Here is an 11890-nt window from a genome sequence, read left to right on the forward strand (position 1 = left end):
ACAGGAATCATCCGATGACACTCCAGTTCAGCCTCGGCACTGCCGCCCCGGAAACCGTTGAGACCGCCTGCGTGGTGGTGGGCGTGTACGAACACGGCGTGCTGAGCAGTGCTGCCGCGCGCGTGGACAGTGCCGTTGACGGCGTGATCAAGCGCCAGGTGGAAACCGGCGACATCAGCGGCAAGGCCGGCAGTACCACCCTGCTGTTCGCACCCGCAGGCATCGCCGCCAAGCGCGTGCTGGTCGTCGGGCTGGGTTCGCAGAAATCGTTCGACGCGGCCCGTTTCCAGAAAGTGAATATCGAAGCAGCGCGCACCGTGGGCAAACTGCCGCTCACCGAGGCGGTGTCGTACCTGACCGAAATCGATGTCCCGGGCCGCGACAGTGCGTGGCGCGTGCGCGTTGCCGCACTGGCCAGCGATCATGCCGCCTACCGTTACACCGCCACGTTCAAGCCGCGCGACAAGAGCAAGCAGCCAGCAGAACTTGGCACCATCACGTTTGCCGCCAGCGACGATGCCCAAGCTGGTCTCGACCAGGCGCGCGCGATCGCCGAAGGTGTGCGCTTTGCCCGCGACCTGGCCAACCTGCCGCCGAACATCTGCACCCCGGCGTATATCGCCGCGCAGGCACAGACCTTTGCCGAAGGCCGGGACAAGGTCAGCTGCAACGTGCTCGACGAGATCGAGATGGAAAAGCTCGGCTTCGGCTCGCTGCTGGCGGTGGGCCGCGGTTCGGTCAACAAGCCCCGGCTCATCGTGCTGCAGTACAAGGGTGGCAATGACGGTGACAAGCCCTACGCCTTTGTCGGCAAGGGCGTCACCTTCGACTCCGGCGGCATCAGCCTGAAACCCGGTGCGGGCATGGAGGAGATGAAGTTCGACATGGGCGGCGCGGCCGGCGTGCTCGGCGCGTTTGTCGCCGCGGTGAAGATGGGTCTCAAGCTCAACCTGGTCTGTGTGGTGCCGAGCGTGGAGAACATGCCCGACGGCGACAGCTACCGTCCCAGCGACGTGCTGACCAGTTTGTCCGGCCTGACCATCGAGGTGCTCAACACCGACGCGGAAGGCCGGCTGATCCTGTGCGACGCGCTCACCTACACCGCGCAGACCTTCCAGCCGCACACCCTGATCGATGCCGCCACGCTCACCGGCGCCTGCGTGATCGCCTTGGGCAAGCATGCCACCGGCCTGATGAGCAAGCACGACGACCTCGCCGCCGAACTGCTCGGTGCGGGTGACGAGACGCTCGACCGCGCCTGGCGCCTGCCGCTGTGGGACGACTACCAGGCACAGCTCGACTCCGGCTTTGCCGACGTCGCCAACATCGGTGGCAAGAGCGCCGGCGCGATCACTGCCGCCTGCTTCCTGTCGCGTTTCACCGACGGCCAGCGTTGGGCGCATCTGGACATCGCCGGCACGGCATGGGACGAGGGCCGCAAGGGTCTTGCCACCGGCCGGCCGGTGGCGCTGCTGACACAGTGGCTGATCGACCGCGCCCGTTGACGCATCGTCGCCGTCATTCCGGCCCGCGCCGGAATGACGGGCAACCAAGGACAGCCATCGCGTCATGCCCCGCGCCGACTTCTACCTGATCGACAAACCACGCTTTCGTGAGCAGCCCCTTCTGCTGGTCTGCGAACTGGCGAAGAAGGCGTTCGCCACGCAGCAGCCCACCCTTATCCTGACCCGCGACTACGCGCAGGCCGAGGCACTCGACGAACTGTTGTGGGCGTTCGACGACGACGCGATGATTCCGCACCAGCTGGCCGGCGACGACGACGATGCGCAGACCGCCGTGCTGATCGTGCCGCCGGGTATCGACAGCGAAGATCGCCCGCTGGTGATCAATCTGCGCGAAGCCTGCCCCGCCGGTCGCTACCAGCGCGTGCTGGAGGTGGTGGCCGCCGATCCGGCCGAGCGCGACGGCTCGCGCACCCGCTGGCGCGAATACCAGCAACGCGGTTTCGAACTGCACAAGAACGACATGTAGGCTCAGCCCGTATTGGCCGCCGTGGCCGACACGATCTCGGCCAATGCATCGGCCAGCTGCTCGCCACTCAGCGGTTTGCGCAGAAATCCATCCATGCCTGCCGCCCGGGCGCGCGCTTCATCCTTGCTGCCCGAACGCGCAGTCACCGCGATGATCGGCAGATGTTTCCCGGCCTGCTCGCGCTGACGGATCAAGCGGGCAATCTGGAAACCATCCACGCCGGGCAGATCCAGGTCCAGCAGCACTGCATCGAAACGTGCCAGTGCCAGCTCGGCCAATGCAGCCAGGCCGTTGACCACATGCACCACGGCATGCCCTTGCCGTTCCAGCAGACCGCCGATGACCGCTGCCACGATCGTGTCGTCCTCTACAAGCAGCAGCCGATGGTGATGCTCGTCCGTTGAGAACGCCGGCTGCACCTGTACCGGTTCGGCCAGCGGCAGGCGCACACGGAATGTGCTGCCATGCGCAAGACGCGATTCGAGCTCGATGCTGCCATCCATCATGTCCACCAGTTCGCGGCAGATCGCCAACCCCAACCCGCTGCCGGCACGACGCTGCGGACTGTCGGCCTGCTCGAAGCGCTGGAACAACCGTGCCTGGCTGGCTTCGGGGATGCCAGGCCCAGTGTCGCTGACACTGAACAGCAAACCATTGACCACACGCTGCGCACGCAGCGTCACGCTGCCATGCTCGGTGAATTTCAGTGCGTTGTTGGCCAGATTCAGCAGCACCTGCTTGATCCGCACCGCATCGCCGATCACTCGTGGCGGCAGATCGTCGGCCACCTCCAGCACGAAACGGATGCCCTTGGCGTGCGCCATGCCCTGTTCCAGCTGGGCGACATCGTCGAGCAACTGGCGCGGATCGAACGGAGCGGGCTCCAGCTCCAGCTTGCCGGCCTCGATGCGCGCCAGGTCGAGCGCATCATTGAGCAGCTTAAGCAGCATGCCGCCGGAGCGTTGCATGGCTTGGGTATAGTCATGCTGCAGCGGGTTGAGCGGTGTGCTCAGCAACAGCTCGGCCATGCCCATCACGCCGGTCATCGGCGTACGGATCTCGTGGCTGAGCGTGGCCAGGAACTGGGTCTTCGCTGCACTGGCCGCCTCGGCCAGCTGACGCTGCTGCTCGATCAGCTGCACATGATGACGTTGTGCGAGACGCCGTCGCCAACCGCGCAAGAGCAGGCCGGTGACCACCGCCACCAGCAATACATAGACCAGCCATGCCCACCAGCGCGCCCACGGTGCTGCTTGTACCCGGATGTCCAGCGGCGCGGCCACGCCCCACTGGCCATCCGCACCGACGGCATGCATGTCCAGGGTGTAGCTGCCGGCAGCAAGACCGGAAAATTCGCGCACGCCCACGCCGCCGACATCGTTCCAGCCGGTGTCCAGCCCACGCAGACGGAAGCAATAGTGATTCGCACCAGGATCGACGAACGAGGCCAACCGGGTCTCGACATGCAGATCGCGGTCGTCCCAGTACAATTGCAGCGGTCGATCCAGCGGCAACGACTCGATCCGACCGTCCCGGCGCACGGTAACCCCGGTAACGGTCAGCAACGGCGGCGGCCCCAGCTTGTCCGGTTTCGCCAGCTGCTCCGGCTGGAAAGCAATTACCCCGCCACTGCTGGCGGCAAACATGGTGCCGTCTGCGGCCATCTCGGTCGAGCCGTTGGTGAACTCGTTGCTCGACAGCCCCTGTGATGGACCGAACGCGATGAACTGATGCGTCTTCGCATCGAACCGCCACAATCCCGGATTGGCGAACAGCCACAGCCGACCCTGGCGGTCGACACGCATGGCCATCAGGTTCTCTAAAAAGGCCATGCGGCTGATGTCGACGATCTCATCCCGCAGCGCGCGACCATCGGCATCGCGATAATGCTCCAGCACCTTTTCGGTAGCGATCCAGAAGCCGGCGGCATCGAAAGCGAAAGCGAGAACCTCCTGTTGCGGTACCCCCGGCACGAAGGCCAGCCGCTGATCCTTTCCCTCGCCGCGCAGCAAACCACCACCGCTGGCGTACCACAGGTGACCTGCGTGAAAGCCAAGCTGATCGGGCAACCGGACGTTGGGCGCCGCATCGGCCGGCAAGAGCGGCGTTACCGCCAGACTGTCCGGATCGATCGCGAACACGCCATCGCCCCAGGACGATGCGTAGATGCGGCCATCACTTCCCGCGATCAGCGACGTGGGTCGGCGCATATGCGTCTGCCCGGATCCCAGCACGCTGAGCCGGCCATGATCGTAACGGTAGAGCTCACCGGGGCCAGCCATCCACAACCGACCAGCGGCGTCCTCCGCCAGCGACGCCAGGTTTCCGCGCAAGCCCTGAACGACATGGGTGACGTCGCCGCTGGCCGCATCCAGCTTGTCGACCCAGCCATTGAAACCACCCACCCACAAGTTGCCATCGTGGCCGAGCAATACCGACAAGGCGGCAATGTTCGACAGGCTGTGCGGATCGTCGGGAACATGGGTGAAACGGGTGAAGCCGTTCCAGCCCGGCGGCAGATAGGCAATGCTGGACTGGTCGAAGGTGAACCAGAGTCCACCTTCGCGATCACGCAGCACCTGCCACAGGCGATCGCTGGGGAGTCCTCCCGGCAGCAAGGCCTGACCAGGGATGTGCTGCAGCGGGCCATCACCGTCATCCAGCCAGACACCGCTCAAACTGCCCATCCACAGTCGACCCTGCGCGTCGCGCGCGCTGCTCAGGACGCGTTGCGATGACAGCTGCTGGTTTGCCAGCGGCCGTGCCACGCCATCGGCACCGACCACGAGCAGGCCACCGGTGACTGCCACGCGAACCTCGCCGTGCCCGCCGTCGATATGCCACACACTGCCGACCTCCCCATGAAACGCAGGATCCAGTGGCACACGCCGGAACGTGCCATCCGGTCGGCGCAGATACAGGCCACTCTCGGCGCCGATCCACAGGCTGCCGTCGGCCTCGGCCAGCAAGGCCCGGGTCGGGCCGAACGAGGCTGCATGCTTGCCATCGACTTCCAGCGGCATGTGGTCGAAACCGCTGCCGTCTGCCCGCGCACGATCGAGTCCGCCCTGCGTGGCTACCCACAACTGGCCATCAGGTGTCTGAGCGATGCTCCAGACCTCGTCGCCGGCGAGGCTGATCGGATTGCCGTCGTCATGCTGCCACTGCCGGAAGCGGCCAGTCACCTGGTCGTATACGATCAGCCCGGTGGTGACGCCACCGGCCCAGATCCGGTTGTCGTGATCGACGAACAAGGCATAGGTCTGATTGGCCGGCAGTGATGACGGATCATCCGCAACATGCCGGAACACCTTGAAACGGATCCCGTCGTAGCGCACCAGCCCCGCCGAGGAACCGAACCACATCAGGCCATGGCGATCCTGCGCGACGGCATAGACCGCGCCACTGGGCACACCATCGGCAACACCATAACGCCGGAACTGCGGTGTCGGCAGCGGCGCGGCCTGCGCCGCGGCAACAGCCACCGGTGCCGTGGTCGCGCTCAGCGCGGGTGTGGCCACGCCAAGCATCACACTCAGCCACCATGCTGACACCATGAAACTCGCTCCCCAAGGCACTGCGCCGATCGCCATCATGCTCAGCCTTGCCATGCTGGCTGTGATCTTCGGCAATCCGCGCCAGCAGCCATCATGATTTTCCATCATGCCAAAACCACCCGGTCAGTGCGAACCGGCTACCAACCCTTCATGCCGGATCGTGCACCGCCGATGCTGGCACCGCCATGATTTGCACCAAGGCAGCCGCCAGCTGTTCGCCGGTCAGCGGCTTGCGCAGAAAGCCATCCATGCCTGCCGCACGGGCATGCGTCTCGTCCTCGCCATCCGATCGTGCGGTCACCGCCACGATCGGCACATGCCGATCCGCGCACGCGCGCTGACGGATCAGGCGGGCGATCTGGAAACCGTCCACACCAGGCAGATCCAGATCCAGCAACACCGCATCGAAATACCCATGTTCCAGCTCGGACAGCGCCGCCAGACCGTTGACCACATGCACCACGGCATGTCCCTGCCGCTCCAGCAGACCGACGATGACGGCCGCGACGATCGCGTCGTCCTCCACCAGCAGCAGCCGATGGCAACAGCCATCGCCGGCGTGCAGCGGCAGTGGTGGCGATGACACCGGTGCCGGCACCGGCAGCGGCAAACGCACATGGAACGTGCTGCCATGGCCCAGTTGCGACTGCAGCTCGATACTGCCGCCCATCATGCCGACCAGTTCACGGCAGATCGCCAGTCCCAGTCCGCTGCCGGCACGTCGTTGCGGGCTGTCCTCCTGCTCGAAGCGCTGGAACAGCCGCGCCTGGCTGGCTTCGGAAATGCCCGGGCCGGTGTCGCTGACACTGAAGCGCAGGTCGTCGGCCACCCGTTGCGCGCGCAGCGTCACGCTGCCGCGTTCGGTGAACTTCAACGCATTGTTCGCCAGGTTCAGCAGTACCTGCTTGATCCTTACCGCATCGCCGATCACGCGCACCGGCAGGTCGTCGGCGATCTCCAGCGCGAAACGGACATGCCGGGACTGCGCCAGACCACGCTCCAGCTGCGCCACTTCCTGCACAAGCTGACGCGGATCGAACGGTGCCAGTTCCAACTCCAGCTTGCCGGCCTCGATGCGCGCCAGATCCAGCGCATCGTTGAGCAGTTTCAGCAGCATGCCACCGGAACGCTGCATGGCATCGGTGTAGTCGTGCTGCTGCTGGTTGAGCGGCGTGCTCATCAGCAATTCGGCCATGCCCATCACGCCGGTCATCGGCGTGCGGATCTCATGGCTGAGCGTGGCGAGGAACTGCGTCTTCGCCGCGCTGGCCTGCTCGGCCAGCACGCGTCGCTGCTCGGCCAGCTGGATCTGGTAGCGATGCGCCATCCGGCGACGCCACGCCAGCAGCACCAGCCAGGCCAGCGTTGCCGCCAGCAGGGCATAGATCAGCCAGGCCCACCAGCGTTCCCATGGTGGTGCCTCGACATGGATGCGCAGCAGCGCAGCTTGATGCGTCCAGACGTCCCGTGCACCGGACGCCATCACGTCCAGCTCATAACTGCCGGCGCCCAGCCCGGCGAAGTCGCGCTCACCGCGACTGCCGGTATCGACCCAGCCGCTGTCAAAACCACTCAAGCGGAACCGGTAATGATTGGCTGACGGATTCAGATACGAAAACACCCGCGCCTCGATCTCGAGCTGGCTGTCCTGCCAGCCGATCTCGATCGGCTCTGCACCGATCGGCAACGTCTGAATCGCCCCGTGGCGCCGCACACTGACGCGGGTGATCGACAACTGCGGCTCGCCGGCCGGCGGACTGACCTGATCCGGATCGAAGGCCACCACGCCACCCAGCGTCGCGGCGTAGATATAACCGCCGGGCATGTAGGCGTAGCCGCGGGAGAACTCGCCGTTGGTCAGACCATCCTGCAAACCGAACGCGCGGAACCGTCCTGTTCGCGGATCGAAATACCACAGGCCATCGTGACCGAAAACCCATACGCGGCCGATCGCATCCACGCGCAGATCGGTCACGTTGACCGAGGGCCAGCCGTGTGCCGCATCAACCCAGCGATCCAGTGCCAGGCCAGCCCCGTAATAACGGTAGAACGCCAGCCCATCGGCATTGGCCATCCACAGGCCGCCCTGGCCAAAGTCGAACGCATCGATGGACTGTCCCGCCGGCCCTCCTGGCACTACCTCGAAACGATCATGCGCAGCATCCAGCCGCATCATGCCGCCATCACTGGCATACCAGAAGACGCCATCCTTCAGCGTCATCTGGCTCCCCCAGAGCACCTTGTCGCCGGGTCCATCCAGCGGTACCCGAACCACGGCCAGCGTCTCCGGGTCGATACGGAACACGCCCTGACCAAAAGTACGCGCATACATCTGACCATCGGGACCAGGCTCGACTTCCAGCGGACGCTGTATCAGCGCGCCGGCCGGATCAATCTGCTCGACCTTGCCGTCGGTGACGCGATAAAGCGCTCCCTGCACGGCCACCCACAAACGGTGCCTGGCATCCTCGGTCATGCCGACCACATCGCCACGCAGGCCGGACAGCACATGTTCGACCTGACCACTCACCGGATCGAGCCGGTCGACCCGACCACCACGCTCACCGACCCATATGTGCCGACCACCCTTGCCGCGCGCCATCGTGGTCGCGATGGAATCGCGCAGACTGGCCTGGTCATCCGGAATGTGGGTGAAGCGGCTGAAGCGGTTCCAGCCCGGTGCCAGATAAGCCACTCCGCCATCGAACAGTGCCACCCACAGACCACCCTCGCGATCATTCAGGAGCTGCCATATCCAGGTGCCCGGCAGGTTGCCGTAGAGCGCCGGCTGATCGGTCACCCTGGTCACCGGACCACTCGCTCCTGTCTGCAGAAACAATCCCTTCTGCGTACCCACCCACAATCGGCCGGACCGATCGCGCACGCTGCTCATCACGTTGGTGGCTGGAATAGTCGCCGCGGCGAAACGATACGCCACCCCATCCTTGCCGATGATCATCAGGCTATCGGTGGTCGCAATGCGCACCTCGTCGCCGTCACCATCGATGCGCCATGCATCCATCATCTGCCCGGGATCTTCCGACAGTACGCGCCGGATCTTTCCGTCGGACTCGCGCACGAACACGCCATGGTTGCAGCCTATCCACAGCCGTTGCTGCGGGTCGACGTACAGCGCAGCAACCGTGCCGAAATCCGCAGGCTGCGTGCCCAGCAGCGGATTGGCCACATGTTCGAAACCACGCTCATCAGGCCGCATGCGATCAAGCCCACCGGCACTGCCAACCCACAGACTGCCGTCAGCCGTCTGTGCGATCGCCCACACGCGGTCACTGGCAAGGCTCGCCGGATCGGCCGGGTCATGCCCCCAGTGCACGAACTGGTCGGTGCCCGAGTCGTAACGGTTCAAGCCCGCATTCAGACCGGCAGCCCACAGCCGCCCCCGCCGATCGACCTGCAGCGTGGCAATGCCGTTGCTGTACAGCGAGCCCGGATCGTTCTCGGCGTGGCGGTATACCTTGAAATGGACACCGTCGAAACGCGCGAGTCCGCCCTTGGTGCCGAACCAGATCGCACCTTCGCGATCCTGTATCACGGCATAGACATTGGTGCTGGGCAGACCATCGGTCGTGCTGTAGCGCCGAAATTGCGGGGTCGGCAGCGGATTGGCCTGCGACACGCTCGCCGTGATCCCCACGGAAGTCCGCGCCGGAACCGCATGCGCGGCCATCTCGGGCGCAGACGCGCCCAGCAGCAAGACCATACCCAGCAGAAAAGCCGCCCCCATGAGCCTCCCTTATGCTCCGGTTACACACAGCGGCCACCGGAATCGAGACCGATCCCGAACTGTTCAGGCGATCATGCCAAAACCAGCTGCCTGCGGCGAGCACCAAAGTTACAAACGTTACACTTGCTGCCATGTCCAGGCGCCTGCGATTGCTGTTCACCACACTGGCGGTAGCCGCCCTGCTGTGGTTGCTGTTTTCCGCGGCCGAGCGCGCGCTGGCGCTGGCGCAACGTTTCCTGGCCTTGCCGACGTGGCTGCAATGGGCCCTGGGCGGCGTGTTCGCGCTGTTTGCAGCGGTCGGTCTGATGGTGCTCTGGTGGTTGCTGCGCCCGCGCCGCCGGCGACGCCCGCTGCCGGCGCCTGATCGAGGCAGTCTGGAACAACGCATCGGGCAACTGCGCGAACGCGGTGCAGATACCGGCGCGCTCGCCTCGGAACTCGGCGAACTCGATCGTCGCCGCACCAGCGCCCGTATCTATGTCGCGTTGTTCGGTGAAATCTCCACCGGCAAATCCAGCCTGATCAAGGCGCTGGCACCCCATGCCAGGATCGCCAGCGATGCGCGCGGCGGCACTACCCGCAGTGTTGGCCACTACGACGGCATCCTGCCGGATGGTCGCACCCTGGTGCTGGCCGACGTGCCCGGCAGTCGCGAAACCGGCGGCGAAGCGCACGAAGCACTGGCGCGCATGGAGGCCTTGCGAGCGCACGCCGTGATCTACCTGTGCGCCGGCGATCTCAACCGCGGCCAGGCCGACGAACTGCGCTGGCTTGCCGATTTCGGCAAGCCGCTCCTGCTGGTGTTGAACAAGGCCGACCAGTGGAATGCCAGCGAACTCGAGCATTTGCTGACCCGCCTGCGTCAGCATGCGCGCGACATCACCCGCATGGTACTGGCGATCAGCGCCGGCGGCAGCGAGCGCTACCAGCGTCAGCTCACAGATGGCAGCACCGAGTCGGTCGAACGCCAGCGCAAGCCTGCGATCGAACCGCTGCTGCACGCGCTGACACGACTTACCTCACCTGGTGCCGAAGGGCTGGAAGACCTGCGCGAGCAGGCCGTGCTGGCAGGTCTGCATGAACGCACCGGCAGCCTGGAGGCACAGACTCGTGCCGAAGAAGCCGAACGCATCGTGCGCAAGTATGCACGTCGCGCGATCGTCGGCGCACTTGCCGCCGTCGCCCCTGGCAGCGACCTGTTGATCCAGGGCGTACTTGCCGCCGGACTCACGCGTGCACTGGCCGAGCTGTACGACGTGAAGGTCAGCGATGTGCAAGTCGAAGACTTTGTGCAACAGGCCAAACTTACCCTGCGCACCGGCAGCTCGATCGTGCTCGCCGTCGCCGGTAATGCGCTGAAGGCCTTTCCCGGCTTGGGCACTCTCGGCGGCGGCGTGCTGCATGCATTCGCCTACGCGCTGATCTTCGATTCGATCGGCCGCGCGCTAGCCGCCTCACTGGCCGAACGTCACACGCTGGATCAGCACGACGCCGGTACCCGTCTGAAAACCTTGCTCACTGACACCAGCAACAACCGCTTGCGCCAGCTGGCCACGCTGACCATGGAAGCCGTGCGCGAGAGCGATAGCACCGACTGAACTGCCGTGCCATCTCCGCGGATTGCTGTTCGCGCGATGTATTGAGCACATGGAAGTTTTCGCTCGCCATCGGCGAGCAAAAACACTTCATCTCGAACTCAACAATACAAACTCGGCTTCATCATTCTTACGGTGTACCGGCGAACGCCGCGCGCAACCAGTCGTGCATCAACCGATAGCTGCGCGTGGCGGCGTGTTCGTCGTAACGGCAGCCGGCCGAGTTCTCGCCAACCTCGGTGAAGCAGTGCACGGCGTGACCTATCACCACGAACTGCCAGTCGACCGGGCTCATGCGCATCTCGTCCATGAACTTGTCCGCGTCCGGCATGGTGCCCTTGTCGTCGGCGCCGTTCATTGCCAGCACGCGGGCCTTGATGTTCTTTGCCAAGGCGGGATCGTCGGTAGTCAGGCCACCGTGGAACGACACCACCGCAGCCACATCGGCGCCGCTGCGCGCGAGATCCAGTACCGCCGAGCCGCCGAAGCAGAAGCCGATCGCCGCAAGTTTGCCAGCGTCGATCGGCGCGCTGGCGACCTGCGCCTTCAGTTGGACCAGTGCCTCGTTGATCCGCTTGCGCATCAGCGCTCGATCGCCATACAGCGGTTTCACTGCGGCCTGTGCCTGATCGGCATTGCCCTGCTGCGGGCGCACGCTGGCGCCGTACATGTCGGTGAGCAGAATCACGTAGTCCTTGCCGGCGATCATTTCGGCCTTCCGAACCGCAGCGTCGTTGATGCCGTACCAGTTCGGCACCATCACCAGGCCAGGTCGCTTCAGCGTGCTCGCATCGTCGTAGACCAGCACGCTGTGGAAACGCGTGCCGTCCTGGGTCCATTCGACCGGACGTTGCACCATCTTCGCTTGCACGGCGAAAGTTGCACCAATCATTAACAGCAGACAGCCAAATCGGGCGATGCGCATGTTGAATCCTCCAGCAGGGTCTGCAGACTCCCTCCCCTGCTCGCAGGGGAGGGAGTCTGCAGACCCTGCTGGAGGA

Annotated in this window: 6 protein-coding genes; 3 read left to right on the top strand and 3 right to left on the bottom strand. The window is 64.9% G+C overall.

Annotation, left to right across the window (positions count from 1 at the left end; genetic code table 11):
* Positions 1-14 precede the first annotated feature (14 nt).
* Both B0E51_RS18860 and B0E51_RS18865 read left to right on the top strand, forming a co-directional pair.
* Positions 15-1505 (top strand): leucyl aminopeptidase, encoded by a 1491-nt coding sequence (locus B0E51_RS18860; RefSeq protein WP_077446416.1) that lies wholly within the window; start codon positions 15-17, stop codon positions 1503-1505.
* A 64-nt stretch (positions 1506-1569) separates the two neighbouring features.
* A complete protein-coding gene (locus B0E51_RS18865) occupies positions 1570-1992 on the top strand; it encodes a DNA polymerase III subunit chi (protein WP_077446417.1) in 423 nt (140 codons plus the stop codon).
* 2 nt (positions 1993-1994) lie between these two features.
* Here B0E51_RS18865 and B0E51_RS18870 read toward each other — a convergent pair whose 3' ends face one another.
* Together B0E51_RS18870 and B0E51_RS18875 are read right to left on the bottom strand one after the other, a co-directional pair.
* Positions 1995-5549, bottom strand: coding sequence for a hybrid sensor histidine kinase/response regulator (locus B0E51_RS18870; protein WP_077446418.1), 3555 nt, complete (start codon positions 5547-5549; stop codon positions 1995-1997).
* Between the two features lie 148 nt (positions 5550-5697).
* Entirely contained in the window at positions 5698-9294 is a 3597-nt protein-coding gene (locus B0E51_RS18875) for a hybrid sensor histidine kinase/response regulator (RefSeq protein WP_077446419.1), read from the bottom strand.
* Positions 9295-9425: 131 nt separating this feature from the next.
* Between B0E51_RS18875 and B0E51_RS18880 the strand changes: the two genes are divergently transcribed.
* A complete protein-coding gene (locus B0E51_RS18880; RefSeq protein ID WP_077446420.1) occupies positions 9426-10892 on the top strand; it encodes a GTPase in 1467 nt (488 codons plus the stop codon).
* 127 nt (positions 10893-11019) lie between these two features.
* Here B0E51_RS18880 and B0E51_RS18885 read toward each other — a convergent pair whose 3' ends face one another.
* Entirely contained in the window at positions 11020-11814 is a 795-nt protein-coding gene (locus B0E51_RS18885; protein WP_077446421.1) for a dienelactone hydrolase family protein, read from the bottom strand.
* Between the last annotated feature and the right edge of the window lie 76 nt (positions 11815-11890).

Source organism: Rhodanobacter sp. C05 (genome assembly GCF_002001165.1).
GTDB lineage: Bacteria > Pseudomonadota > Gammaproteobacteria > Xanthomonadales > Rhodanobacteraceae > Rhodanobacter.

Excerpts from the sequence above, each read along its gene's own strand:
- B0E51_RS18885 (WP_077446421.1), bottom strand. The coding sequence starts at position 11,814 with ATGCGCATCGCCCGATTTGGCTGTCTGCTGTTAATGATTGGTGCAACT.
- B0E51_RS18875 (WP_077446419.1), bottom strand. The coding sequence starts at position 9,294 with ATGGGGGCGGCTTTTCTGCTGGGTATGGTCTTGCTGCTGGGCGCGTCT.
- B0E51_RS18860 (WP_077446416.1), top strand. The coding sequence starts at position 15 with ATGACACTCCAGTTCAGCCTCGGCACTGCCGCCCCGGAAACCGTTGAG.
- B0E51_RS18880 (WP_077446420.1), top strand. The coding sequence starts at position 9,426 with ATGTCCAGGCGCCTGCGATTGCTGTTCACCACACTGGCGGTAGCCGCC.
- B0E51_RS18865 (WP_077446417.1), top strand. The coding sequence starts at position 1,570 with ATGCCCCGCGCCGACTTCTACCTGATCGACAAACCACGCTTTCGTGAG.
- B0E51_RS18870 (WP_077446418.1), bottom strand. The coding sequence starts at position 5,549 with ATGGTGTCAGCATGGTGGCTGAGTGTGATGCTTGGCGTGGCCACACCC.